This is a genomic window from Actinosynnema sp. NPDC059797 (assembly GCF_042732085.1).
In the GTDB taxonomy this organism is placed as follows: domain Bacteria; phylum Actinomycetota; class Actinomycetes; order Mycobacteriales; family Pseudonocardiaceae; genus Actinosynnema.
The window spans coordinates 61,538-85,938 of record NZ_JBHWIE010000010.1 but is presented as its reverse complement, the minus strand read 5'-3'; the positions used below and the strand labels follow the sequence as shown (position 1 = coordinate 85,938).

Annotated in this window: 21 protein-coding genes and 1 pseudogene; 14 read left to right on the top strand and 8 right to left on the bottom strand. The window is 74.7% G+C overall.

Going from position 1 to position 24,401, the window contains the following annotated elements:
- Positions 1-64: 64 nt before the first annotated feature.
- Positions 65-418: a hypothetical protein gene (locus ACFV4N_RS05765; protein WP_499671333.1), complete on the bottom strand. Its 354-nt coding sequence runs from the start codon at positions 416-418 to the stop codon at positions 65-67.
- A gap of 230 nt (positions 419-648) precedes the next feature.
- A complete protein-coding gene (locus ACFV4N_RS05760; protein ID WP_499671332.1) occupies positions 649-1,500 on the bottom strand; it encodes a peptidylprolyl isomerase in 852 nt (283 codons plus the stop codon).
- Positions 1,501-1,644: 144 nt separating this feature from the next.
- Here ACFV4N_RS05760 and ACFV4N_RS05755 point away from each other — a divergent pair, with 144 nt between their 5' ends.
- Genes ACFV4N_RS05755 through ACFV4N_RS05745 form a run of 3 tightly spaced genes read left to right on the top strand, consistent with a single transcriptional unit; the run spans position 1,645 to position 4,225 of the window.
- Positions 1,645-2,343 (top strand): MBL fold metallo-hydrolase, encoded by a 699-nt coding sequence (locus ACFV4N_RS05755; RefSeq protein WP_499671331.1) that lies wholly within the window; start codon positions 1,645-1,647, stop codon positions 2,341-2,343.
- Positions 2,343-3,605: a histidine--tRNA ligase gene (gene hisS, locus ACFV4N_RS05750; protein ID WP_499671330.1), complete on the top strand. Its 1,263-nt coding sequence runs from the start codon at positions 2,343-2,345 to the stop codon at positions 3,603-3,605. Before ACFV4N_RS05755 ends, hisS begins: the two co-directional genes overlap by 1 nt.
- Positions 3,602-4,225, top strand: coding sequence for a hypothetical protein (locus ACFV4N_RS05745; RefSeq protein WP_499671329.1), 624 nt, complete (start codon positions 3,602-3,604; stop codon positions 4,223-4,225). The genes hisS and ACFV4N_RS05745 overlap by 4 nt, the downstream gene beginning before the upstream one ends.
- Before the next feature lie 7 nt (positions 4,226-4,232).
- Here ACFV4N_RS05745 and ACFV4N_RS05740 read toward each other — a convergent pair whose 3' ends face one another.
- Both ACFV4N_RS05740 and ACFV4N_RS05735 read right to left on the bottom strand, forming a co-directional pair.
- Positions 4,233-5,096: a spermidine synthase gene (locus ACFV4N_RS05740; protein ID WP_499671328.1), complete on the bottom strand. Its 864-nt coding sequence runs from the start codon at positions 5,094-5,096 to the stop codon at positions 4,233-4,235.
- A 10-nt stretch (positions 5,097-5,106) separates the two neighbouring features.
- Entirely contained in the window at positions 5,107-6,492 is a 1,386-nt protein-coding gene (locus ACFV4N_RS05735) for a YibE/F family protein (RefSeq protein WP_499671327.1), read from the bottom strand.
- Positions 6,493-6,657: 165 nt separating this feature from the next.
- Here ACFV4N_RS05735 and ACFV4N_RS05730 point away from each other — a divergent pair, with 165 nt between their 5' ends.
- Positions 6,658-7,284 (top strand): nitroreductase family protein, encoded by a 627-nt coding sequence (locus ACFV4N_RS05730; protein WP_499671336.1) that lies wholly within the window; start codon positions 6,658-6,660, stop codon positions 7,282-7,284.
- Here the strand turns inward: ACFV4N_RS05730 and ACFV4N_RS05725 are convergent.
- Positions 7,281-8,357, bottom strand: a complete 1,077-nt coding sequence (locus ACFV4N_RS05725; RefSeq protein WP_499671326.1) for an AAA family ATPase — start codon at positions 8,355-8,357, stop codon at positions 7,281-7,283. The two genes, ACFV4N_RS05730 and ACFV4N_RS05725, sit on opposite strands and share 4 nt — an antisense overlap.
- Positions 8,354-8,995 carry a nicotinamide riboside transporter PnuC gene (gene pnuC / locus ACFV4N_RS05720; protein WP_499671325.1) on the bottom strand — a complete coding sequence of 214 codons (642 nt, stop codon included), beginning with the start codon at positions 8,993-8,995 and terminating at the stop codon, positions 8,354-8,356. Before pnuC ends, ACFV4N_RS05725 begins: the two co-directional genes overlap by 4 nt.
- 46 nt (positions 8,996-9,041) lie before the next feature.
- Between pnuC and ACFV4N_RS05715 the strand changes: the two genes are divergently transcribed.
- Both ACFV4N_RS05715 and ACFV4N_RS05710 read left to right on the top strand, forming a co-directional pair.
- Positions 9,042-10,907, top strand: coding sequence for an intein-containing Rv2578c family radical SAM protein (locus ACFV4N_RS05715; RefSeq protein ID WP_499671324.1), 1,866 nt, complete (start codon positions 9,042-9,044; stop codon positions 10,905-10,907).
- Between the two features lie 80 nt (positions 10,908-10,987).
- Entirely contained in the window at positions 10,988-11,389 is a 402-nt protein-coding gene (locus ACFV4N_RS05710; RefSeq protein ID WP_499671323.1) for a nuclear transport factor 2 family protein, read from the top strand.
- Between the two features lie 9 nt (positions 11,390-11,398).
- Here ACFV4N_RS05710 and ACFV4N_RS05705 read toward each other — a convergent pair whose 3' ends face one another.
- Positions 11,399-12,844, bottom strand: a complete 1,446-nt coding sequence (locus ACFV4N_RS05705) for an FAD-binding oxidoreductase (protein WP_499671322.1) — start codon at positions 12,842-12,844, stop codon at positions 11,399-11,401.
- Between the two features lie 104 nt (positions 12,845-12,948).
- On the opposite strand from ACFV4N_RS05705, the gene ACFV4N_RS05700 reads away from it, so the two are divergent.
- The 7 genes and pseudogenes from ACFV4N_RS05700 to ACFV4N_RS05670 all read left to right on the top strand — a co-directional run bounded on the left by ACFV4N_RS05700 (position 12,949) and on the right by ACFV4N_RS05670 (position 21,634).
- Positions 12,949-13,548 (top strand): TetR/AcrR family transcriptional regulator, encoded by a 600-nt coding sequence (locus ACFV4N_RS05700; protein WP_499671321.1) that lies wholly within the window; start codon positions 12,949-12,951, stop codon positions 13,546-13,548.
- Entirely contained in the window at positions 13,545-14,285 is a 741-nt protein-coding gene (locus tag ACFV4N_RS05695; protein ID WP_499671320.1) for a TIGR03084 family metal-binding protein, read from the top strand. The genes ACFV4N_RS05700 and ACFV4N_RS05695 overlap by 4 nt, the downstream gene beginning before the upstream one ends.
- Positions 14,282-15,840: pseudogene (locus tag ACFV4N_RS05690) on the top strand (acyclic terpene utilization AtuA family protein). The gene ACFV4N_RS05695 and the pseudogene ACFV4N_RS05690 overlap by 4 nt, the downstream one beginning before the upstream one ends.
- Positions 15,837-16,988 (top strand): acyl-CoA dehydrogenase family protein, encoded by a 1,152-nt coding sequence (locus ACFV4N_RS05685; RefSeq protein ID WP_499671319.1) that lies wholly within the window; start codon positions 15,837-15,839, stop codon positions 16,986-16,988. The pseudogene ACFV4N_RS05690 and the gene ACFV4N_RS05685 overlap by 4 nt, the downstream one beginning before the upstream one ends.
- On the top strand, positions 16,985-18,580 hold the full coding sequence (locus tag ACFV4N_RS05680) for an acyl-CoA carboxylase subunit beta (protein ID WP_499671318.1): 1,596 nt from the start codon (positions 16,985-16,987) through the stop codon (positions 18,578-18,580). Before ACFV4N_RS05685 ends, ACFV4N_RS05680 begins: the two co-directional genes overlap by 4 nt.
- A gap of 7 nt (positions 18,581-18,587) precedes the next feature.
- Positions 18,588-20,474: an acetyl/propionyl/methylcrotonyl-CoA carboxylase subunit alpha gene (locus tag ACFV4N_RS05675; protein ID WP_499671317.1), complete on the top strand. Its 1,887-nt coding sequence runs from the start codon at positions 18,588-18,590 to the stop codon at positions 20,472-20,474.
- Positions 20,475-20,476: 2 nt separating this feature from the next.
- Positions 20,477-21,634 carry an acyl-CoA dehydrogenase family protein gene (locus tag ACFV4N_RS05670; protein WP_499671335.1) on the top strand — a complete coding sequence of 386 codons (1,158 nt, stop codon included), beginning with the start codon at positions 20,477-20,479 and terminating at the stop codon, positions 21,632-21,634.
- 11 nt (positions 21,635-21,645) lie between these two features.
- Here ACFV4N_RS05670 and ACFV4N_RS05665 read toward each other — a convergent pair whose 3' ends face one another.
- Positions 21,646-22,605, bottom strand: a complete 960-nt coding sequence (locus ACFV4N_RS05665; RefSeq protein WP_499671316.1) for a hypothetical protein — start codon at positions 22,603-22,605, stop codon at positions 21,646-21,648.
- 636 nt (positions 22,606-23,241) lie between these two features.
- Here ACFV4N_RS05665 and ACFV4N_RS05660 point away from each other — a divergent pair.
- On the top strand, positions 23,242-24,399 hold the full coding sequence (locus ACFV4N_RS05660; RefSeq protein ID WP_499671315.1) for a S8 family peptidase: 1,158 nt from the start codon (positions 23,242-23,244) through the stop codon (positions 24,397-24,399).
- The last annotated feature ends 2 nt before the right edge of the window (positions 24,400-24,401 follow it).

The window sequence follows — 24,401 nt, the reverse complement described above, 5'->3', positions numbered from 1 at the left end:
TGGGGGGGCCTCCCCCCGGCGCGGGGGCGGGCGGGGTGCCGCGCCGCCCCCGGGACCGCGGGGCTCAGGGGATGCAGGGACCCGAGAGCACCTCGACCACGGGGTTGCCGGTGGTGTCGCTCAGCCAGGTGTCGCTGTGGGGCGCGGTGCAGTCGTACTCCCACTGGGCGCCGGGGTACGCGTACCACCGGATGATCTTGGCGCCGCTGGTGCAGTTGCCCCAGTACCAGCCCCAGAACTCCTTGTGGAGCCCGCAGATCACCTGGGCGCCCACCTCGCCCGCGGCCGGTTCGACCGCCCGTGCCCCCGCGGCCCCCGCAGTCCCCGCGGCCTGCGCGGTCTGCGCGCCGAACGTCGTGGCGAGCACTGCGGCGGCCACGACGGTCGAGCGCGCGATGAACGATGTCACGGACTTCATTTGTCCCCCTCGAATTCCTCGTGGAATGCGACCGGTGTCGTCGCAGGAGTCAATCCGTCCGCTCGTCCGGCGGATGTCCGCCAATCGGGTGGGGGTTGGTCAATGCGCTGGGTAACGCACCGAACAATGCCCTGACCAGCGAAAAGCCGGGACCGCTCGACTCTTCGGGGCGGTCCCGGCTTTTCGGGGTGCTCGCTCGGCGGGCATTTCGCTCGCCCGGCGGGCGTTTCCTACTCGATGACGGTGGCGGTCTTGATGTCGACCGGCGTGTTGGGCTTGCCGTCGCCCTGGCCACTGGCCGTGCCGGCCTTGGCGACCTCGTCGACCTTCTTCAGGCCCTCTTCGTCCACCGTGCCGAACACCGTGTACTTCGGCTCCAGGTTCTGGCCGTCGCCGTAGACGATGAAGAACTGGCTGCCGTTCGTGTCGGGACCGGAGTTCGCCATGGCCAGCAGGCCGCGGCCGTAGGTCAGCTCCGGCCAGACCTCGTCCTTGAAGCTGTAGCCGGGACCGCCGCTGCCGCTGCCGCTCGGGTCGCCGCACTGGAGGACCTGGATGCCCGAGGTCGTCAGGCGGTGGCAGGTGGTGTCGTTGAAGTAGCCCTGCTTCGCCAGGTTGACGAAGCTGTTCACCGCGCACGGCGCCAGCGAGCGGTCGAGGGTCAGCTTGATGTCGCCGACCGACGTGCCGAGCGTCGCGCCGATGGTGCCCTCGGCGGGGACCTGTCCCGCAGCGGGAGGCTGGGCCTCCTTGCTCGCCGGCTGGTCGCCGGCCGGGTACTCGCACGCCACCTGCGCCCCGAGGGGCGTCGGGCGCTTGACCGCCGGGTGCAGCTCGTTCGGGATGGACGCCGGGGCGTCGTTCGCGGCCGACGGCGGGGTCGAGGCGGCCGCGTCGGTGCCGGAGTCGTCACCCTTGTTCACGAAGGCCAGGAAGTAGATCCCGCCCGCGACCACGACCACGGCCGCGACGGTGCCGATGATGGCGAATCGCCGGCGCTGCTTCGCGCGCTCCGCCCTGCGGGCGAGCTGGCGTTCCAGCTTCCGCTTGGCCTGCTCGCGGCGCTGCACGTTCGTCGGCACCTCAAACCTCCCTGGCTTTCCCGTCGACGGCGACGATCGGTGAGCAGTCTAGGGGGCTCGTATATAGCTGGTGTGTGCCGGATAGGCTGGTCGAGGGGTCCAGGGGGATCCGTTGTCGATCCGTTGCCGTTGAGAGGTGCTCCCGTGCTGGTGATCGGGTTCCCAACCGGTGCCCTCCAGGCCAACTGCTACCTGCTGGCCGCGGGCGCGGGCGAGGCCTGCGTCATCGTCGACCCCGGTCAGGGCGCCACCGAGCCGATCGCCGCCGCGCTGCGCGAGCACCGGTTGTCGCCGGTGGCGGTGCTGCTCACCCACGGGCACTTCGACCACTGCTTCTCCGTCGTGCCGGTGTGCGACGGCAACGACGTGCCCGCGTGGGTCCACCCGGACGACCGCGCGATGCTGTCGGACCCGGAGCGGGGCATGGGCGCCCAGTCGCGGGCGATGTTCGGCGGCATGGAGCTGCGCGAGCCCCGCGAGGTGCGCGAGCTGGCCGACGGCGCGGAGCTGGAGCTGGCCGGGTTGCGGCTGGCCGTCGACCACTCGCCGGGCCATACCGGCGGGTCGGTGATGTTCCGCACCGGCACGGAGGAGGGCGGGCGGCTCGTGCTGTCCGGCGACACCCTCTTCGCCGGTTCGATCGGGCGCACCGACCTGCCGGGCGGTGACCACCGCGCGATGCTGACGTCGCTGCGCACGAAGGTGCTGGCGATGCCCGACGACACGGTGGTGCTGCCCGGCCACGGGCCGACGACGACCATCGGCCGCGAGCGCGCCGGCAACCCGTTCCTGGTGGACCTGGGTGCCGAGGACGCGCCGGCCGCACCTCGCAGAGGACTGTAGTGAGCGCTTTTTCCGCACCCAAGGGCGTGCCCGACTACCTCCCGCCGGACTCCGCCGCGTTCACGGCGGCGCGGGACGCGCTGGTCGGGGCCGCCCGGCTGGCCGGGTACGGCCACGTCGAGCTGCCCGTGTTCGAGGACACCGAGCTGTTCTCGCGCGGCGTCGGCGAGTCGACCGACGTGGTCACCAAGGAGATGTACACGTTCACCGACCGCGGCGGCCGGTCGCTCACGCTGCGGCCCGAGGGCACGGCGGGCGTCATGCGCGCGGTCGTCGAGCACGGCCTCGACCGGGGCCAGCTGCCGGTGAAGCTGGTGTACGCGGGCCAGTTCTTCCGGGCCGAGCAGCCGCAGCGGGGCCGCCACCGGCAGTTCCACCAGGTGGGGGTCGAGGCGGTGGGCGTCGACGACCCGGCGCTGGACGCCGAGGTCATCGCGGTGGCCGACGCCGGGTTCCGGGCGGTCGGGCTCACCGGGTTCCGGCTGGAGCTGACGTCGCTGGGCGACGCGACCTGCCGGCCCCGGTACCGGGAGGAGCTGGCCGGTTTCCTGGCGAAGCTGCCGCTGGACGAGGAGACGCGGCGGCGCGCGGAGGTCAACCCGCTGCGGGTGCTGGACGACAAGCGGCCCGAGGTGCGGGAGCTGCTGGTCGACGCGCCGCTGCTGGTCGACCACCTGTCCGCCGAGGCGGCGGCGCACCACGAGCGGGTCAAGGGCCACCTCGCGGACCTCGGGGTGGCGTTCGTGGAGAACCCGCGGCTGGTGCGCGGCCTCGACTACTACACCAGGACGACGTTCGAGTTCGTGCACGACGAGCTGGGCGCGCAGTCCGGCATCGGCGGCGGCGGGCGCTACGACGGGTTGATGGAGCAGTTGGGCGGTCGGCCGCTGTCCGGCGTCGGGTTCGGGCTGGGCGTGGACCGGGTGCTGCTGGCGTGCGAGGCCGAGGGCGTGACGCCCGGGGACGCCACGCGCTGCGACGTGTACGGGGTGCCCCTGGGCGAGGCGGCGAAGTCGCGGCTGGTCGCGCTGTCCGCGCCGCTGCGGGCGGCCGGCGTGCGGTTCGACCTGTCCTACGGCGACCGGGGCCTCAAGGGCGCGATGAAGGGCGCGGACCGGTCGGGTGCGAGGTTCGCGCTGGTGCTGGGCGAGCGCGACCTCGAGGCCGGGGTCGCGCAGGTCAAGGAGTTGGCGTCGGGCGACCAGCGCCCGGTGCCGTTGGCGGACGTGGTGACGTCGGTGCTGGAGGCGTTGGGCCGGTGAGCGAGCGGATCCCCTTGGACCTGCTGGACCCGAAAGCGGTGCGCAAGCGCGCCCGGACGGTCGCGATCGGCGCGCTGATCGTCGCCGCCGCGTTCGGCGGGTTGCTGGGGCTGCTCGCCGGGCGGACGGCGGGGTTGGTCGCGGCGGCGGTGTTCGCCGTGCCCCTGCTGCTGCTGGCGGTCTCGGAGGCGCGGCGGCGCGTGTGGCTGGAGGGCCACGTGCTGTCGGTCCGCGCCTTCGGGACGCGGTCGGTCGACCTGCGCACCGCCGACCAGCTCGACCTGCTGGTGACCGACATGCGCGGCACGCGGACGGTCGGGCTGCTCGCGCGCGGTGGCGGGAAGGCGATCAACCTGGCGCTGGCCCTCTACGCCGGCACGGGCGGGCGCGAGCAGGGCGTCCTGCCGCTGCGCCGGCTGGCCGACGTGCTGGCCGGGCGGGGCGACGCGCCGGGGCTGGTGTTCTCCGAGCTGCTGGTGGCGCAGCTGCGGGCGGAGGCGCGCGGGCTGGCGGCGGCCGACCGGCCGCTGTACAGGCTGGGGTCGATGGCGCCGTCGGGCCGGCTGGCGCAGAAGCTGAACCCGGACGCGATCTCGCGGTTCGTCTCGACGCTGGACTGACGGCGCGTCAGTCGGCCGACAGGCCCCACGTGCCCTTCGGCGGCGGCGGTGACGGGGTGGCGGTCGCGTCGGTGGTCGGTGGCATGCCGCCGATGAAGCGGGTCAGCGAGGCGTCGTGCTCGACCCGCCCCGGGAACGGGTCGCCCGCGGTGCGGCGGGTCAGGTCGGCCACCGGCAGCTCCGCGTGCGAGCCCACCAGGACGAAGTTGCCGAAGCGGCGCCCGCGGAACACGGTCGGCTCGGCCAGCACGCAGACGTGCGGGAAGACGGCGCGCACGGTGGCCGCCTGCGACTTGGCGAACGCCAGGCCGCCGCCGTCGCCGATGTTGGCCGCGTAGACGCCTCCCGGGCGCAGGGCGCGGGCCGCCTGTGCCACGAACTCGACCGAGGTCAGGTGGGCGGGGGTGCGCGCGCCCGCGAACACGTCGGTCACCACCAGGTCGAAGGTCGCCTCCGGCGCCCTGACCAGCACGGCGCGCGCGTCGCCGGTGCGGATGCGCAGCCGCCAGTTGCGGTCCAGCGGGAGGACGCCGCGGACCAGGGAGACCAGCGCCGCGTCGATCTCGACCACCTGCTGGCTGGAGCGCGGTCGGGTGGTGGCGATGTAGCGGGGCAGGGTGAGGGCGCCGCCGCCCAGGTGGAGGGCGCGCACGGGGGCGCCGGGGTCGGCCACCAGGTCGGCCACGTGGCCCAGGCGGCGCACGTACTCGAACTCCAGGTGGGTCGGGTCGTCCAGGTCGACGTGGGACTGGGGCGTGCCGTTCAGGCGCAGCGTCCACGCCCGGGGGACGTCCGGGTCGGGGACGAGTTCCGCGATGCCCGAGTCGACCTCCCTGCTGATCGTCTCGTCGGCCTTCCGGATGCGTCCCACGCCGGACAACCTATCCCGGCGGCGCCGGTGATCGCCGGGGGCGTCGCCAAGGGCCCTTCGCCGGGTCGTAGCCGGTGCGCAGGTCGCCGGCCACCCGGTGGCGGCGCAGGTCGGGTTCGCGGTAGGGCGTGGGCTCCTCCCGCCCCTCCCGCTCCTCCGGTTCTTCCGGGGCGGCCTCGTCGGGCACGGGCTCGCGGCCCGCCACGAACGCGGCCAGCGCGGTGGTGATCGGCACCGCCGCCACCAGGCCGATGCTGCCCACCAGCGTCCGCACGACCTCCTGCGCCACGTCCTGCGCGGTCAGGATCTCGCCGAGGCTGCGCCCCGAGATCGAGAACGCCAGCAGCAGCGGCAGCGCCGTGCCCGCGTAGGCCATCACCAGGGTGTTCACCACCGACGACAGGTGGTCGCGGCCGATCCGGGACCCGGCCGCGTACAGCTCGCGGAACCCCAGGGCCGGGTTGGCCCGCCGCAGCTCCCACACCGCGCTGGTCTGCGTCACGGTCACGTCGTCCAGCACGCCCAGCGCGCCGATGATCGTGCCCGCCAGCAGCAGCCCGCGCGCGTCGATGCCGTGCCCGAGCAGCGCCACGAGGCTCGCGGTGTCCTGGTCGAGGCCGGTGAGCTTGGCGAACGCCGAGAACACCGCGCCGAGCACGCCGATCAGCGCCAGGCTCGCCAGCGTGCCCAGCACGGCCGTCGACGTGCGCGCGGACACCCCGTGCGTCAGGTACAGCACCACGAACATGATCAGCCCCGCGCCGACCACGGCCACCAGCGGCGGGCTCTCGCCGGCCAGGATCGCGGGCAGCACGAACACCACCAGCACCACCAGGCTCAGCGCCAGCGCGCCCAGCGCGGCCAGCCCCCGCCACCGGCCCAGCAGCAGCACCGCCGCCGCGAACAGCAGCCCCAGCAGCAGCAGCGGCACGCCGCGCTGGAAGTCGGCCAGCTGGTAGGACGAGCTGTCGTACGGGTCGCCGCCGCCGTAGGACAGCACCACCGCGTCGCCGACCGCGAAGCTCGGCGTGCCCGGCTGGTCGGGCACGGGGATCCGCATGTCCCGGCCCGCCGCCGCGCCGTCGGTCATCCGCACGGTGACCAGCACGCACCCGGACGCGCCCGGCTGGTCGGCGTCGGGGCCGCAGCCGCCCGCCGCCACCGCGGTCACGTCGCCGAGCACCGGGACCTGGGCGATGCCCGCCTCCGCGCCCGTGGCCTGCTCGTGCCCGAACGGGTACAGCACGACCGCGCCGACCGCCGTGGCCAGCACCAGCGGCAGCAGCAGGACCAGCAGCAGCGTGCGAACGCGTCGCGAGGCGGGTTCGACGGGCCCGCCGTGCCCGTGGCCGTGGCCGTGCGCGGCGATGAGGTCCTTGGCGTGCACGGCGCACATACTGCCCGAACTCCTCCCGGTGTCCGCATTCCGGACGGTTCAGTGCGGATTTCGTGTCGAACGCTTCAGTAGCCCCGGCCCTGGTGCGAGGCTCGCGGCGTGACCACGAACTGGACACCCACCCACGGTGAACCCTTCGAACCGGTGCCCTACCGGCCCGCCCGGATGCCCGTCGAGTCGTCCCTGCGCGCGGCCGCCGACCTGCGGGACCGCATGGCGCAGCGCCGCACCGTCCGCATGTTCTCGCCCGACCCCGTGCCGGAGCGGGCGGTGCTCGACGCCATCGCGGTCGCCGCCACCGCGCCCAGCGGCGCCCACCAGCAGCCCTGGACGTTCGTCCTCGTCAAGGACCCCGAGGTGCGCCGCCGCATCCGGGAGGCCGCCGAGCACGAGGAGCGCGTCTCGTACGCGGGCCGCCTCGGCGACGAGTGGCTGGACGCGCTGCGCCCGCTCGGCACCGACGACGTCAAGCCGCACCTGACCGACGCGCCCGCGCTGGTCGTCGTCTTCCAGCAGCGCTACTACCTGGACGGGGACGGCACCAGCCGCAAGCACTACTACGTCGACGAGTCCGTGGGCATCGCGGTCGGCATGCTGCTGACCGCGCTGCACCTGGCCGGGCTCGCCGCGCTCACCCACACCCCCTCGCCGATGAGGTTCCTCGGCGAGGTGCTGGGCCGCCCCCGCAACGAGAAGGCGTTCGCGGTGGTCCCGATCGGCTACCCGGCCGACGACTGCGTGGTGCCCAACCTGGTCCGCAAGTCGCTGGACCAGGTGCTGGTCACCGTCTAGCCCAGCGGGTCGGCGAACCGGAAGTGCCGGGCGACGGCCTCCTCGCAGGCCTCCAGGGCCTGCCGCAGCCGCTGGTCCGGCGATCCCGTGACCAGCCGCCACGGCACGCCCCGCGCCGCCAGGCCCGTCCGGAACAGGTCGGTCATCCACGCGCGCAGGTGCTCGCCGTCCCGCCACCCGTCCTGCTCGAACGGCACGCCCACGTGGTCGGTCAGCAGGTACAGGGCGGGGCGGTGGGCGTCCGGCGCGACGTCCGGGCGCGGCTCGCCCAGGTAGCGGTGGGCCCACGCGGTGGCGGCCCACGCGTCGTTGTCGCACACCAGGACCGGCCCGGACACCGCGGCGTCGGACAGCTCCCGCTGCCGCCGCGCCACGTCCTGGAAGTCCCCGACCGTCCACACCAGACCACCCAGGTCGGCGCCCGGGTCGAACGCGCGGGCGGCGGCGAGCTTGGCCTCGGTGTGCGCGCGGCCGTACTCGGGCACCCAGGGCGCGCCCAGGCGCTCGGCGAGCTGCCGGGACAGCGTGGTCGTGCCGGTGCTCTCGGCCCCGACCACCACGATCCGCGCGCACAGGCCCACGCGGGTCGCCCGCGCCAGGTGGTCCCAGTTCGCCCGCGGGTCCGCCCGCACCGCCGTGCCCGACACCGGGAACGCGGTCCGGTCCGGGTCGACCGGCACGTGCCGCGCGCCCAGGCGCTTGGCCATCTCGTCGCCGTAGCGCTCGCTGGAGAACACCGCGTCCACGGCCGCCGAGGACGGGTCGCCGTCCAGGATGGCGCGCCGGCCGAGCACCGCCCGCGCCACGCCCATGTGCAGCTCCCACACGGCGTCGCTGTCGAAGTCCATCTCGTGGTCGTCGACGTCGCCGAGGACGACCAGGCCGGGCGTGCCCGCGTGCTCGGCGCGCAGCCACGCCACCCGGTCGGCCACCGGGATCGACTCCACGCGGGAGGCCAGCACGGTCACCGTGGTGCGCCTGCTGCGCGCCGCCGCGGCGCGGATGAGGTGGTGGTGCCCGGCGTGGGGCGGGTAGAACTTGCCGAGCACCAGCGCGTGGTCGAAGTCGGTCACGCGGCGACCCGCTCGTCCGCGCGCAGCGCCTTCGTCCAGTTGCGCAGGCCCAGCACGCACAGGGCCATGAAGCCGAGGTAGAGGATCGCGGTCAGCCACAGGTCCTTGTAGATGTACAACGGGACGTAGAGCACGTCCACGGCGATCCAGAGCCACCAGCACTCGACCTTCTTGCGGGTCTGGCCCCACGTCGCCAGCAGCGAGAGCACGGTCGTCACCGAGTCCGCCCACGGCACCGTGGAGGGGGTGAACGTGGTGAGCACCCACACCAGCAGCAGGGTGCCCGCGACGCCCGCCGCCAGCAGCGACCACCACTGCGCGCGGGTGGTCCGGCCGACCGGCAGCGCCGAGTGGTCCGCGCCGCCGCGCAGCCACGCCCACCACCCGTACAGGGCGAGTGCGATGTAGACGACCTGGAGGCCGGAGTCCGCGTACAGCTCGGAGGTCGCGAACAGCACCACGAAGGCGAGGTTGTTGAGGATGCCGATCGGCCAGTTCAGCGGGTTCTGCCGCGCCACGAGCCACACGCAGAGCGCGCCGGTGACGAAGCCGGCCACCTCGCCCCAGGTGGTGTCGACGCCGGCGAACGTGACGGCCGGCGTCCGGAAGGGCCAGAGGATGAAGTCCAGCAGGGACAAGGGAACTCCGTTTGACCGTTGTTCGAACGCGTGTTCGAATGGGGGTATGAGGTGGGACGGGCAGAAGGACGGGGCGGACCGGCAGCAGGTCCTGCCGGGGTTGCCGGGACTGGTCCGCAGCGTACGAACCCCGGACTTCGCCGACGTCGTGTTCCACGAGGTGAACGCCAAATCGGTGCTCAACAAGGTACCCGGCGGAGACCTGCCGTTCTCCTGGACGGTCAACCCGTACCGCGGCTGCACGCACGCCTGCACCTACTGCCTGTCGGGTGACACGCCGGTGCTGCTGGCCGACGGCCGCACCAAGCCCATCGCCGAGCTGTCGGTGGGGGAGGAGGTGTTCGGCACGCGCGAGGGCCGGTTCGCGGTCACGCGCGTGCGGGCGCACTGGAAGACCACCAGGCCCGCCTACCGGCTGACGCTGGCCGACGGCACGCGGGTCGTGGCGAGCGGCGACCACCGGTTCCTCACCGACGAGGGCTGGCGGCACCTCACGCCGGGCCGGTGCGAGGACGCCGGGTCGCGGCCGCACCTGGTGAAGGGCGCCCGCCTGGTCGGCACGGGCCGGTTCGCCGCGCCGCCCGCGCACCTGCCGGACTACCGGTCGGGCTACCTGTGGGGCGCGGTGCGCGGCGGCCCGCCGCACCACCCGGACGTGCTGGCGCGCGTGCGCGACTTCGCGGGCGGCGTGCCCCGGGACGGCGACCTGCCCGACCCGGCGGGCGAACCGGGTGACGAGTGGTCGAAGGGCTTCCTGGCCGGGCTGTTCGACGCCAGGGGCAGCTCCACCGGCGGCGAGCTGGTGCTGTCCGCTTCGGACGGCGCGGTGTTCGACGCGGCCGTGCGGGCGCTGGGGCGGCTGGGGGTGCCGCACGTGGTCGAGGTGCGCGGCGTGCGCGTGGTCGGCGGGCTGGCCGCGCGGCTGCGGTTCCTGCACCTGATCGACCCGGTGCTCCCGCGCGGCAACGCGGTGGAGGGCCTGGCGGTGCCGGCGACCCCGGGGCTGGAGGTGGTGTCCGTGGAGTCGCTGGGCGCCGCGCGGACCCTGTACGACATCACCACCGGCACGGGCGACTTCGTGGCCAACGGCCTGGTCAGCCACAACTGCTTCGCCCGCAACTCGCACACCTGGCTCGACCTGGACGCCGGCCGGGACTTCGACACCCAGGTGGTGGTGAAGGTCAACGCGGTGGAGGTGCTGACCCGGCAGCTGAGGTCCGGGAGCTGGCGGCGCGAGCCGGTGGCCATGGGCACCAACACCGACCCGTACCAGCGGGCCGAGGGCCGGTACCGGCTGATGCCCGGGATCATCCGGGCGCTGGCAGACTCGGGCACGCCGTTCTCCGTGCTGACCAAGGGCACCGTGCTGGCGCGCGACCTGCCCGTGCTCGCGGCGGCGGCCGAGTCGGTCCGGGTGGGCGTCTCGGTCTCGCTGACCCTGCTCGACCGCGACCTCCAGGCGCGGTTGGAGCCCGGCACGCCCGGCCCGGAGGCCCGGCTGGAGCTGGTGCGGAAGGTCCGGGACGCGGGGCTGCCGTGCTCGGTGTTCGTCGCGCCCGTCCTGCCGGGCCTGACCGACGGCGCGGAGCAGCTGGACGGGCTGCTGGCGCGGATCGCGGCGGCGGGCGCGACCGGGGTGACCGTGCTGCCGCTGCACCTGCGGCCGGGTGCGCGCGAGTGGTTCGCCGCGTGGCTGGTCCGCGAGCGGCCGGACCTGGTGGACCGGTACCGGCGGCTGTACGCGCGGGGTTCCACTGTGGACGCCGGGTACCGGCGGTGGCTCCAGGCCCGCGTCGAGCCGCTGCTGGCGCGGCACGGCTTCGACGGGCGCGGCGGGCGGCCCGGGGCGGGCGACGACGACGACCGGGAGGCGCGCAGGCCGCCGGGGCCGGAGCAGCTGACCCTGCTGTGAGCGGTCCCCACCCGCACCGGGTGGAGACGGCGGTCACGGCCGCGCCACTTCTCCGTACGGCGTACGGTACAATGTACGGCATGAGTGGTGTTCCGGGCAGTGGAGCGGGTTTCGTGCCGACCGACGAGGACGTCGCGGGCGTGCTCGCGTGGTTCGAGGAGTGGGACGCCCTGGCGGTGGCCAAGGACGTCGAGGCGATGGCGGGGATGGCCCTGTTCCCGGTGAACGCGGTCACGGACGGGTCGGCGCAGGCGTGGGACCGGGAGCGGTTCCTGCGGGACATGGAGGCGAACCTCGGCGGCGGCGACGTGAAGATGGAGTCGGTCCGCACGCCGCACTTCGTCAACGCGGACCTGGTGTTCGTGATCACCGACGCGACCATCACCGCCGGGGACTTCTCGCAGGTCGTGCGCTACGGCGACCTGCTGGTCAAGCGCGACGGGAAGTGGCTGTTCCAGACCATGGTCCAGGGCGGGTGGTGACCGAGGTCCTCACCGCGCGGTGACCGACCGGGGGAACCGCAGGACGCCGTCCGGGTCCCAGCGCCGGGCGACCCGGCGCAGCGCGGGCAGGTTGTGCCGGTAGGCGGTCCTCGCCCAGTCCTCCTGGAGGGGGTCGAGGTAGTTGACGTAGGTGCCCGTGCCGACGAGCGGCGCCAGCGCCCGCTGCACCTCGTCGACCTCGCGGGTCACCTCGTCGGCGGGGCGGTCGGCCACCGTGCCGAACACCTCGATCGAGGTGGGCGCGCCCCGGTGCGGGTAGGCCGTGCCGCGCGGGCCGACCCGGTCGATCGCCCCGCCCAGCGCGCCGACGATCAGTAGCGCGCTCCGGCGGCCGTCGAGGGTCCCCGCGACGGCCGCCGGGTCGGTCCACGGGCCGTCCGCGATGCGCGAGGACGCCCGGAAGGCGTTGCGGGGCGGGTGGCCGGCGGTCATGATCCCGACCGCCGTCGGGTAGTCGACCTCGGCGTCCTCCAGGGGCGCCCGCGTGCCGACCGCGTCGATCAGCCGGGCGACCTCGGCGCGCGGCGCGGGCGCCGGGCCCACGGCGCAGCCGGTCACGTCGACCGAGCCGTCCGGCAGGACCACGCACGTGGTCGACAGGGCCTCCGGCGCGGCCGTGCTCCACGGCTGCCACGCGCCCAGCACGTCCGCCGCCGACCCGGCCGGGAACCGGACCCGGAACACCGTCAGCGCGGGCGGCACGGGCGCGGTGGCGAACTCGAACGAGGTCACCACGCCGAAGTTGCCGCCGCCACCGCCGCGCAGCGCCCAGAACAGGTCCGGCTCGCACTCGGCCGAGGCGGTGAGCAGGCGGCCGTCCGCGGTCACCACGCGGGCCGACCGCAGCCAGTCGCACGTCAGCCCGTAGGCGCGCTGGAGCCAGCCGAGGCCGCCGCCCAGGGTGAACCCGGCGACGCCGACCGAGGGGCAGTTGCCCAGCGGCACGACGCGGCCCGCCGCGCCCAGCGCGGCGTAGACGTCGCGGAGCCGGGCGCCCGCGCCGACCACCGCCGTGCCGTCCGCCCGCACCTCGACCCCGGACAGCGGCCCCAGATCGACCACCAGGCCCGCGTCGGGGGTGGAGTACGCGGCGTAGCTGTGCCCGCCGCCGCGCGCGGCCACCCGGGTGCCCGAGCGCCGGGCCTCCTCCAGGCAGCGCCGCACGTCGTCGGGGTGCGCGCAGCGGGCGATCGCCGCCGGCCGGTGGTGGTCGAACAGGCTGTTGAACGGCAGCCGGGCGGTGTCGTAGCCGTCGTCGCCGGGCAGCAGCAGCTCGCCGGCCAGTCGCTCGCGCAACCGGGCCCACCGCGGCGCCGCGCCGGTCGTCGCGGCCACCGCGCCGCTCGACCCGGCCACCGCACCGGCCGTCCCGGCCACCGCGCCGATCGCGCCCGTTCCCGTCCACCGCAGCAAGTCCCGCCGAGACACGACCATGCCGGACATCATCACACCGGGTGACGCCCGGCACACCACCCGTTCGGCCGCGTCACTTACAAACAGTCTTGACTGTTTGTAAGTGACGCGGAACACTCGGCCGCATGGCCACCGAGACCCGGCAGCGGCAGGCCGACCGCAGCCGCGAGACCCGGCGCAAGCTCATGGAGGCGACCGTCGACTGCCTCGTCGAGCTGGGCTGGTCGGGCACCACGACCACCGTGGTGGCGGAACGCGCGGGCGTGTCCCGCGGCGCCCAGCTGCACCACTTCCGCACCCGCGGCGAGCTGGTCGCCGCCGCCGTCGAGCACCTGGGCGCGGAGAGCGTCCAGCACCTGAGGGAACGCGCCCGCGAGGCCGGGAGCACCACGGTCGCCGTGGTCGAGCTGATCGCCGACTTCTACGCCAGCGACCTGTTCACCGCCGCGCTGGAGCTGTGGGTCGCGGCCCGCACCGACCCGGACCTCAAGACCGTCGTGGTGCCGCTGGAGGCCAGGCTCGGCCGGGAGACGCACCGGCTGGCCGTCGAGCTGCTGGGCGCCGACGAGGGCGAGCCGGGCGTGCGCGAGGCCGTGCAGATCACCCTCGACCTGGTGCGCGGCCTGGCCCTGGCCAACCAGCTCACCGACGACCGCAAGCGCCGCGGGCGCATCGTCCGGCACTGGGCCCGGATGCTGGAGGCGGCCCTGGGGAGGACCCGGTGATCCACGAGCTGCTGGCGGACCTGCGCGACGAGAGCCGCGTGCTCGACGACCTGGTGGCCGGCGCCGACTGGTCGCTGCCCACGCCCGCGCCGGGCTGGACGATCGCCCACCAGGTCGCGCACCTGCGCTGGACCGACCGCGTCGCCGCGCTCGCCGCCCGCGACCCGGCCGCGTTCGCGGAGCTGCTGCGGACCGCGACGCCCGACCTGGTCGACCGGGGCGCGGCCGAGCCGGTCACCCTCGCGGACTGGCGCGCGAGCCGCGCGGAGCTGGCCGAGGCGCTGACGGCCGTGCCGCCGGGCGTGAAGGTGCCGTGGTTCGGGCCGCCGATGAGCCCCTCCTCCATGGTCACCGCCCGCCTGATGGAGACGTGGGCGCACGGCCAGGACGTGGCCGACGCGCTCGGCGCGGTCCGCGAGCCCACCCGGCGGCTCCGGCACGTCGCGCACCTCGCGGTCCGCGCGTTCGGCTTCGCTTTCCTGGTCAACGGCCTGCCCGCGCCGGCCGAGCCGGTGCGCGTCGAGCTGGCCGGGCCCGGCGGCGAGGCGTGGGCGTGGGGCCCGGAGGACGCGGCGGACCGGATCACCGGCCCCGCCCTGGACTTCTGCCTGCTGGCCACCCAGCGCCGCCACCGCGACGACCTCGCGGTCACCGCGGTCGGCCCGATCGCGAACGCCTGGCTGCCCATCGCCCAGGCGTTCGCGGGCCCGCCCGGCGCCGGACGGGGGCGGTCGTGATCCGCGTCGGCAACGCCTCGGGCTTCTACGGCGACCGGTTCTCCGCGTTCCGCGAGATGCTGCGCGGCGGGCCGCTCGACGTGCTCACCGGCGACTACCTGGCCGAGCTGACCATGCTCATCCTCGGCCGCGACCGGGCCCGGGACGCGCGGCTCGGCTACGCCCGCACGTTCCTGCGCCAACTGGAGCGGGACCTCGGCGAGGCGCTGGAGCGCGGCGTGAAGGTCGTCTCCAACGCGGGCGGCCTCAACCCCGAGGGCCTGGCCGAGGCCGTCGACGCGCTGGGCACCGGCGCGAAGGTCGCCTGCGTGACGGGCGACGACCTGCGCGCGGAGTTCCCCGAGGCGCTGACCGCCAACGCCTACCTCGGCGCGTGGGGCATCGCCGAGGCCCTCAAGGCCGGCGCGGACGTCGTGGTCACCGGCCGCGTCACCGACGCCTCGCTGGTCGTCGGGCCCGCCGCCGCCCACTTCGGGTGGGGCCGCGAGGACTGGGACCGGCTGGCCGGCGCGACCGTCGCCGGGCACGTGCTGGAGTGCGGCGCCCAGGCCACCGGCGGCAACTACGCGTTCTTCACCGAGATCGACGCCGCGCGGCCGGGTTTCCCGATCGCCGAGGTCGAGGCGGACGGGTCGGCGCTGATCACCAAGCACGACGGCACGGGCGGCGAGGTCACCGTCGACACGGTCACCGCGCAGCTGCTCTACGAGATCGGCGACCCGGCCTACCCGGGACCGGACGTGGTCAGCCACTTCGACACGATCCGGCTCGACCCGCACGAGCGCGGGGTGCGGATCTCCGGCGTCCGCGGCTCGCCGCCGCCGGACGAGCTCAAGGTCTGCCTCAACACCCTCGGCGGGTTCCGCGACTCCACCACGTTCGTGCTCACCGGCCTGGACGTGGAGGCCAAGGCGGACCTGGTGCGCCACCAGCTGGAGGACGCGCTCGGCGCGGACGGCCTGACCTGGACCCTGGCGCGCACCGACCGCGCCGACGCCGACACCGAGGAGACGGCGAGCGCCCTGCTGCACGTCACGATCAAGACCGCCGACCGGGAGCGGGCCAAGGCGTTCTCCCGCGCCGGCGTCGAGCTGGCGCTGGCGTCCTACCCGGGCTTCCACGTCACCGCGCCGCCCGGCGACGCCACGCCGTTCGGCGTGTACCGGGCCGCGTACGTGCCGCGCGCGACCGTGCCGCACCGGGTCGTGCTGCCGGGCGGGGAGGTGGTCGAGGTATGAGGGTGCCCCTGGGCCGGATCGCCGGCGCCCGCTCGGGCGACAAGGGAGGAGACGCCAACCTCGGCGTGTGGGTCCGCACGGACGCGCGGTACGAGTGGCTGCGCGCCGAGCTGACCGCGGCGCGGCTCAAGGAGCTGCTGCCCGAGGCGGGCGAGGTCGTCCGGTACGAGCTGCCGAACCTGCGCGCGCTGAACTTCGTGCTGCGCGGCCTGCTCGGCGAGGGCGTCGCCTCGTCCACCCGGTTCGACCCGCAGGCCAAGGCGCTGGGGGAGTGGCTGCGCTCCCGGCACGTGGACGTCCCCGAGGAGCTGCTGTGACCACGTCTGACCTGTTCGAGACGCCGGAGCGGCGGGACCTGCGCGCCGCGGTCCGCCGGTTCACCGAGCGTGAGGTCGTGCCGCACCTGGACGAGTGGGAGCGCGCCGGCGGGCTGCCGCGCGAGCTGCACCGCAGGGCCGCCGCCGCCGGGCTGCTCGGCGTCGGCTTCCCCGAGTCCGCCGGCGGCGCGGGCGACCTGCTCGACACCGTCGTGGTCACCGAGGAGCTGATCCAGGCGGGCGGGTCGTCCGGCCTGGTCGCGGGCCTGATGACGCACGGCATCGCGATCCCGCACATCATCGGCTCGGGGAACGCGGACCTGGTCGAGCGGTTCGCGCGGCCCGCCATCGAGGGCGAGCTGATCGGCTCGCTCGCGATCACCGAGCCCGGCGGCGGGTCGGACGTGGCGGCGCTGCGGACCACGGCGCGCCGCGACGGCGACCACTACGTGGTCAACGGCGCCAAGTCCTTCATCACCTCCGGCTCGCGGGCCGACTTCGTGACCACGGCCGTGCGCACCGGCGGACCCGGGTACCGGGGCATCAGCCTGCTCGTGGTCGAGCGGGGCACGCCCGGCTTCACCGTGGACCGCACGCTGGAGAAGATGGGCTGGCACTGCTCCGACACCGCCGAGCTGTCCTTCGTGGACGCCCGCGTGCCCGCGGCGAACCTGGTGGGCGACGAGGACGCCGGGTTCGGGCTGATCATGCGGCAGTTCCAGGTCGAGCGGATCTCCCTCGCCGTGCAGGCGTACGCCACGGCGCAGCGCGCCCTGGACCTCACCGTCGCGCACGCCCGGCGGCGCGAGACGTTCGGCAAGCCCCTCATCGCCCGCCAGGTGGTAAGCCACCGGCTCGTGGGGATGGCGCAGCGCGTCGACCTCGCCCGCGCCTACACCCGCGAGGTCGCGGCGCGCGCGGCGCGCGGCGAGGAGGTCGTGGCCCAGGTGTGCTTCGCCAAGAACGCGGCCGTCGAGGCGTGCGCGCACGTGGTGGACCAGGCCGTGCAGCTGCACGGCGGCGCGGGCTACCTGCGCGGCACCGAGGTCGAGCGCCACTACCGGGACGCCCGGATCCTCGGCATCGGCGGCGGCGCGACCGAGGTGATGACCGAGCTGGCGGCGAGGCGATTGGGGTACACGGCATGAGCACGTTGCGGACCGCGCTGGACACCGGGTCGCCGGAGTACGCCGCGAACCGGGAGGCGCTGCTGGCCAAGCTCGCCGAGCTGGACGCCGAGCACGCCAAGGCGCTCGCGGGCGGCGGGCCCAAGTACACCGAGCGGCACCGGGCGCGCGGCAAGCTGCTCGCGCGCGAGCGGGTCGAACTGCTGGTGGACCCCGACAGCCCGTTCCTGGAGCTGTCGCCGCTGGCCGCGTGGGGCACCGACTACCCGGTGGGCGCGAGCGTGGTCACCGGCATCGGCGTGGTCGAGGGAGTGGAGTGCGTCATCGTCGCCAACGACCCGACCGTGCGCGGCGGGGCGAGCAACCCGTGGACGCTGCGCAAGACCTTCCGCGCCAACGACATCGCGCTGGCCAACCGGTTGCCGCTGGTCGGGCTGGTCGAGTCGGGCGGCGCGGACCTGGCGAGCCAGGGCGAGATCTTCATCCCCGGCGGCCGGGCGTTCCGCGACCTGACCAGGCTGTCCGCCGCGGGCGTCCCGACGATCAGCGCGGTGTTCGGCAACGCCACGGCGGGCGGCGCGTACGTGCCGGGCATGTCCGACTACGTGATCATGGTGAAGGACCGCGCCAAGGTGTTCCTCGGCGGGCCGCCGCTGGTGCGGATGGCCACCGGCGAGGAGTCCGACGACGAGTCGCTGGGCGGCGCGCGGATGCACGGCACGACCTCCGGCCTGGCGGACTTCGTCGCCGAGGACGAGGTGGACGCGATCCGGCTGACGCGCCGCGTGGTGGCCCGGCTGAACCGGCGCAAGCTCGGTCCCGCGCCCAAGCCCGTCGAGCCGCCGCTGTTCGACGAGGAGGAGCTGCTCGGCCTGGTGCCCGCCGACCCGAGGGTGCCGTTCGACCCGCGCGAGGTCGTCGCCAGGCTCGTGGACGGCTCCCGGTTCGACGAGTTCAAGCCCGACTACGGCACGAGCCTGGTCACCGGGTGGGCCGACCTGCACGGCTACCCGGTCGGCGTCCTGGCCAACGCGCGCGGCGTGCTGTTCAGCGAGGAGGCGCAGAAGGCCACCCAGTTCATCCAGCTCGCCAACGCCGCCGACACCCCGCTGCTGTTCCTCCAGAACACCACCGGCTACATGGTCGGCGCGCGCTACGAGCAGGGCGGCATCATCAAGCACGGCGCGATGATGATCAACGCGGTGGCCAACAGCGCCGTGCCGCACCTGACCGTGGTCATGGGCGCCTCCTACGGCGCGGGCAACTACGGCATGTGCGGCCGGGCCTACGACCCCCGCTTCCTGTTCACCTGGCCCAACGCCAAGTCCGCGGTCATGGGGCCCGCGCAGCTCGCGGGCGTGCTGTCGATCGTGGCGCGGCAGGCCGCCGCCGCGAAGGGGCAGCCCTACGACGACGGGCACGACGCCGCCATGCGCCGCATGGTCGAGGAGCAGGTCGAGCAGCAGTCGCTCGCGCCGTTCCTGTCCGGGCGGCTCTACGACGACGGCGTGATCGACCCGCGCGACACCCGCACGGTCCTCGGCCTGTGCCTGTCCGCGATCCACAGTGGACCGATCAGGGGCGCCGAGGGCTACGGCGTCTTCCGGATGTGAGGTGGCGATGATCCGCAGGCTGCTGGTCGCCAACCGGGGTGAGATCGCGCGCCGCGTCATCCGGACGTGCCGCGAGCTGGGCGTCTCGCCGGTGGCGGTGTTCTCCGACCCCGACGAGGGCTCGCCGCACGTGCGCGAGGCCGACGCGGCGGTGCGCCTGCCCGGCGCCGCGCCCGCCGACACCTACCTGCGGGCCGACCTGCTGGTGGCCGCCGCGCTGGCCGCCGGCGCGGACGCCGTGCACCCCGGCTACGGGTTCCTGTCCGAGAACGCGGCGTTCGCCCGCGCGGTCCTGGACGCCGGGCTGACCTGGGTCGGACCGGACCCCGGGGTGATCGAGGCGATGGGGTCCAAGGTCGCGGCCAAGGAGCGGATGGCGGCGGCCGGCGTGCCCGTGCTGCCCGACCTGGACCCGGGGACCGTCGCGGAGTTCCCCGTGCTGGTCAAGGCGTCCGCGGGCGGCGGCGGGCGCGGCATGAGGGTGGTGCGCTCGCGCGAGGAGCTGGCCGGGCAGGTCGAGTCGGCGCGGCGCGAGGCCGAGTCGGCGTTCGGCGACGGCGCGGTGTTCTGCGAACCGCTGCTGGAACGCGCGCGGCACGTCGAGGTGCAGGTGCTGGCGGACGCCCACGGCGCGGTGTGGGCGCTGGGCGAGCGGGAGTGCTCCGTCCAGCGCCGCCACCAGAAGATCATCGAGGAGACGCCGAGCCCGGCGGTGACGCCGGAGGCGCGGGAGCGGCTGTTCGACGCGGCCGTGGCCGCCGCGCGGGCCATCGGCTACGTCGGCGCGGGCACCGTGGAGTTCCTCTACACCGACGACGGCGCGTTCCACTTCCTGGAGGTCAACACCAGGCTCCAGGTGGAGCACCCGGTCACCGAGGAGGTGTTCGGGCTCGACCTGGTGGCGTGGCAGCTCGCCGTCGCCGAGGGCGAGCGCCTGCCCGACGAGCCGCCCGCGCCCCGCGGCCACGCCGTCGAGGCCCGCCTGTACGCGGAGGACCCGGCGCACGACTGGCGGCCCGCGAGCGGCACGCTGCACCGGTTCGCCGTGCCCGGCCGGGGCGAGCCCGGCGGGGTCCGCGTCGACAGCGGCGTGGAGGACGGCAGCGAGGTCGGCGTGCACTACGACCCCATGCTGGCCAAGGTGATCGCGTGGGCGCCGACCCGGCGCGCGGCGGTCCGCAAGCTGGCCGCCGCGCTGGAGCGGGCGCGGTTGCACGGCCTGGTCACCAACCGGGACCTGCTGGTGCGCGTGCTGCGGCACCCCGCGTTCGAGGCGGGCGACACCCACACCGGGTTCCTCGACCAGCACGGCCTCACCGCGCCGCCCGACGTGGACGTGCGGCCCGCCGCCCTGGCCGCCGCGCTCGCGCTGGCCGAGCGCCGCCGCACGGACCTGCCCCCGGGCTGGCGCAACGTGCCCTCGCAGCCGCAGCGCGTGGTGTTCGGGCACGGCGACCGGGAGGTGGCGGTCGAGTACCGGCACACCCGCGCGGGCGTGGTGGCGGACGTGGACGCGACCGTGGTGTCCGCGTCGCCCGACGCCGTCACCCTGGAGCGGGGCGGGGTGCGCGAGACGTTCCCGGTCGCGGTGCACGGCGACCGGGTGGAGGTGGGCCCGGTCGCGCTCGTGCTGAGGCCCCGGTTCCCCGAGCCGCGGGCCGAGGTGGTCGAGGGCGCGACCTCGGCGCCGATGCCGGGCACCGTGGTGCGGGTGTCGGTCGAGGTCGGGCAGCGCGTGGAGGCGGGCGCGGAGCTGCTCGTGCTGGAGGCGATGAAGATGGAGCACCGCGTGCTCGCCGCGCACGGCGGCGTGGTCGGGCGGGTGCTCGTCGAGGCAGGTCGGCAGGTCGGTGCGGGCGAGGTGCTCGCGGTAGTGGAGGCCGAGGCGTCATGACGATCAACTTCACCGAGAGCGCGGAGCGGCGGGCCCTGCGCGAGGCGGTCGCCGCCCTGGGCCGCCGGTACGGCCACGAGTACTTCAACGCCAAGGCGAGGTCGGGGGAGAAGACCGACGAGCTGTGGGCCGAGGCGGGCAGGCTCGGCTACCTCGGGGTGGCCGTGCCCGAGGAGTACGGCGGCGGTGGCGGCGGCATCGGCGACCTCGCCGCGGTGTGCGAGGAACTGGCCGCCGCCGGGTGCCCGCTGCTGCTGACCGTGGTGTCGCCGGCCATCTGCGCCACCGTCGTCGCCCGCTTCGGCACCGAGGCGCAGAAGCGCCGGTGGCTGCCCGGCTTCGCGGACGGCACCACGAAGATGGGGTTCGCCATCACCGAGCCCGACGCGGGCTCCAACTCACACCGGCTCACCACCGCCGTGCGCCGCGACGGCGACGAGTGGGTGCTCAACGGCGGCAAGTACTACATCTCCGGCGTCGACGAGGTCGAGGCGGTGCTGGTGGTGGCCCGGCACGTCGACTCGACCGGCAACCGGCTGCTGCCGTCGCTGGTGATCGTCCCGACCGACGCGCCCGGCTTCACCTACCGGCACATCCCCATGGAGGTCGTGTCACCGGAGAAGCAGTTCACCTGCTTCTTCGACGACGTCCGGCTGCCCCTCGACGCGCTGGTGGGCGCCGAGGACGCCGGGCTGGCCCAGCTGTTCGCCGGGCTGAACCCGGAGCGGATCATGGCGGCGTCGTTCGCCACCGGCATGGCCCGCCGCGCACTCGACCTGGCGAGCGGGTACGCCCGCACCAGGACCGTCTGGGACGCGCCGATCGGCTCGCACCAGGGCATCGCGCACCCGTTGGCGCAGTGCGCGATCCAGGTCGAGCTGGCGAGGCTGATGACCCAGAAGGCCGCGGCTCTCTACGACGCTGGGGAGGACCGGGCCGCGGGTGAAGCGGCCAACATGGCCAAGTACGCGGCGGGGGAGGCGGTGGCGGGGGCGGTGGACCAGGCCATCCAGGTGCACGGCGGCAACGGGCTGTCGTCCGAGTACGGACTGGGCGCCCTGCTGGCCGCGTCCCGGTTGTCCCGGATCGCCCCGGTCAGCCGGGAGATGATCCTGAACTTCGTGGCGCAGCACACCCTGCGGCTGCCGCGCTCCTACTAGTCCCCGCCGGATCACCAGTCCCAGCGCAGGCCGACCACACCGGGACCGAAGTCGAGCGCCACCGCGTAGGCGTAGCCCCAGGTGTCCACCGGGGTCTCGCGCACGTCGGACGGCTCTCCACCGGTCAGACCGGTCGTGAACTGCTCGCAGCGCGAGGGCCGGCACCGCGAGTCGTACCTGACCTCCAGGACGTACTCGCGCACCGGGTGCCGGAAGCGGCGCGAGTAGGTGTTGTCGAACGTCGGGTGGTGCGGCGCGACGTGGATCAGCTCGTACTCGACGGCGGTCCGCTCACCGCGCCGCAGCGGGCGGTCGAACAGCAGCTCGGCGACCATCAGCCCGTTGCGCGGGTCGGCGGACACCCGCCCGAGCCGGCACGAGCGCAGCGTGCCGATGACCGGCAGCGGGTCGCCGGGCAGCCGGGTGTCGTACCCCAGCAGCACGCGGTCCACGCCCGACCGCTCGGCCCGCAGCACCTGTCGCGAGCGCACCCGGCGGGTGCTGCCGTCCATGGCCAGCTCGACCTGGTCGCGCAGGCTGAGCCGGGTCAGGTCCTGGTCGGTGGTGGTGTCGACGTCGGCGAGCAGCTCCGCGATCGACGCGTAGTCGTTCTCGCCGACCCAGCCCTCCGGCCCCGGCACGCGGGTCCGCGGCCTGGCCTTCCCGCGCGGCCGCGGCGGGCCCAGCAGAGTGCTCAGCCCTCCCTCGCCGACCTCCAGGATCTCCTCCAGGTGGCTGACGGCGACCAGCGAGTCCGGGCGTTCGGGCCGCCGCCTGCCGGACTGCCAGTAGCTCAGCGCGGCGATGCTCACGGCCACACCGCGCCCCCGGAGCTTGTGCTGGATCCGTTCCAGGCTCAGGCCCTTCGCCCGGATCGCCGACCGCAACGCGTCCGCGAAGGGGTCGGCCCCCGAGTCGACCCGTCGGGGATCGCGCAGTCGCGATTCCTGTCCGACGACTGGCGTTGGCATCTTCGCTCCGTTCTCCCTGTGGACAAGGCGAGCGACGTTATCGCGCGAAATCGCCGGTGCGGTACAGCCGATCGGGTTCGCCAGCGTGAATTTAACCGAATCGGCGGCCGAATCCCGTTGCCGGTGGAATGTTTGAATTCTCATTAACAGCAGTGGTGTGAAGGTCCTGCTCGGGACGACCCGGGCCCCGGGCCGCCGCCGCGCGCCCCTCCGTCGAGGGTCGCGCACAGCCTTGACTACGTGGGGTGATGTAGAGCACACCGGGGCGGTCAAGATCACCTCAGGTGCGCGGGACCACCCGTCGGTGCACGTGCAGGCGCACGGGCACTCGCACACACGAGGCACCCTCACACGGCATAAGCGCTGGTCAAACCGTCGTCGGCGGAGTGCGGAACGGTGTTCCGCCGCGAACTGTCGAACGCGTTCTCCGCAACGGCGCGGAGAAGAGTCGCAGTTCTTTCGCAAAGGCTTCGTCGGTATTTCTCCACAGCGTTGAATGGATGTCCAATGACTGACGGGTGCGGGTTCCCCGAACCGGCGCCCGCGACGACCGCCCCGCGGCGCGACCCGGTTCGGCACACTCGGGTTCCCGGCGCGCGACCCGCGCCGGTTCCCCCACCCTGCGGAGGAACGCCCATGCGCAAGCCCCCACCGGGCCTCGCCGGCGCGGCCCTGGCCGCCGCCCTGGCCGCCGCCGTCCCCGTACCCGCCCACGCCGAGGCCGCGGTCCTGCACGCGGGCTCGCCCGACGCCGTGCCCGGCAGCTACATCGTCAAGCTCGCCGACACCGCGGCCGCCGCCTCGTCCGCCGCCTCGGTGGCCGAGCGGTTCGCCGACCGGGTCACGCGCCCCCTGGCCGGACCGTTCCACGGCTTCACCGCGACCCTGACCGCGCGGGAGGCCCGCCGGCTGGCCGCCGACCCGGGCGTGGCGTACGTCGAGCAGGACCGGGTCGTGCGCCTCGCCCCGCTCCAGACCCAGCCGAACGCGCCGTGGGGCCTGGACCGGATCGACCAGCGGACCCTGCCGACGGACGCCGGCTACAGCTTCACCACCCTGGGCCGCGGCGTCACCGCCTACGTGATCGACACCGGCGTCCGGACCACCCACGTCGAGTTCGGCGGCCGGGCCTCGCACTGCTACGACTCGGTCGACGGCGACTTCGTCGCGCAGGACGAGAACGGCCACGGCACCCACGTCGCGGGCCTCGTCGCGGGCACCACGCACGGCGCGGCCAAGGGCGCGCGGGTCTGCGCGGTGCGCGTGCTGAACGGCTCGGGCAGCGGCACGATCTCCGGCGTCATCTCGGGCATCACCTGGGTGACCGCCCACCACGTCAAGCCCGCCGTGGCCAACATCAGCCTGGGCGGCGGCGCGTCGGTCGCGCTGGACGACGCGGTCCGCCGGCTCATCGAGGCGGGTGTCACCACGGCGGTCAGCGCCGGCGGCTCCAACGCCGGCACCGGCAACACCTCGCCCGCCCGGGTCGCCGAGGCGATCACCGTCGGCGCCACCAACCAGACCGACGCGCGGGCGCCCTCCTCCAACTACGGCGCCGGCGTGGACGTGTACGCGCCGGGCACGTCGATCACGTCGGCCTGGCACACCGGCGACACCGCGACGAACACCCTCAACGGCACGTCCATGGCCACGGGCTTCGCCACCGGCGTGGCGGCCCGGTACCTGGAGGGCGACCCCGCCGCCACGCCCGCGCGGGCGCACGCCGAGATCGTGCGCGAGGCCACCCCGCTGCCCTGGGGCGGCCGCCTCCTGCACTGGTCGCCCGCCCGATGACG

Excerpts from the sequence above, each read along its gene's own strand:
- ACFV4N_RS05730 (WP_499671336.1), top strand. The coding sequence starts at position 6,658 with ATGCCCGTCGAGTCGTCCCTGCGCGCGGCCGCCGACCTGCGGGACCGC.
- ACFV4N_RS05700 (WP_499671321.1), top strand. The coding sequence starts at position 12,949 with ATGGCCACCGAGACCCGGCAGCGGCAGGCCGACCGCAGCCGCGAGACC.
- ACFV4N_RS05660 (WP_499671315.1), top strand. The coding sequence starts at position 23,242 with ATGCGCAAGCCCCCACCGGGCCTCGCCGGCGCGGCCCTGGCCGCCGCC.
- ACFV4N_RS05680 (WP_499671318.1), top strand. The coding sequence starts at position 16,985 with ATGAGCACGTTGCGGACCGCGCTGGACACCGGGTCGCCGGAGTACGCC.
- ACFV4N_RS05665 (WP_499671316.1), bottom strand. The coding sequence starts at position 22,605 with ATGCCAACGCCAGTCGTCGGACAGGAATCGCGACTGCGCGATCCCCGA.
- ACFV4N_RS05710 (WP_499671323.1), top strand. The coding sequence starts at position 10,988 with ATGAGTGGTGTTCCGGGCAGTGGAGCGGGTTTCGTGCCGACCGACGAG.
- ACFV4N_RS05705 (WP_499671322.1), bottom strand. The coding sequence starts at position 12,844 with ATGGTCGTGTCTCGGCGGGACTTGCTGCGGTGGACGGGAACGGGCGCG.
- ACFV4N_RS05765 (WP_499671333.1), bottom strand. The coding sequence starts at position 418 with ATGAAGTCCGTGACATCGTTCATCGCGCGCTCGACCGTCGTGGCCGCC.
- ACFV4N_RS05675 (WP_499671317.1), top strand. The coding sequence starts at position 18,588 with ATGATCCGCAGGCTGCTGGTCGCCAACCGGGGTGAGATCGCGCGCCGC.
- ACFV4N_RS05735 (WP_499671327.1), bottom strand. The coding sequence starts at position 6,492 with ATGTGCGCCGTGCACGCCAAGGACCTCATCGCCGCGCACGGCCACGGC.
- ACFV4N_RS05715 (WP_499671324.1), top strand. The coding sequence starts at position 9,042 with ATGAGGTGGGACGGGCAGAAGGACGGGGCGGACCGGCAGCAGGTCCTG.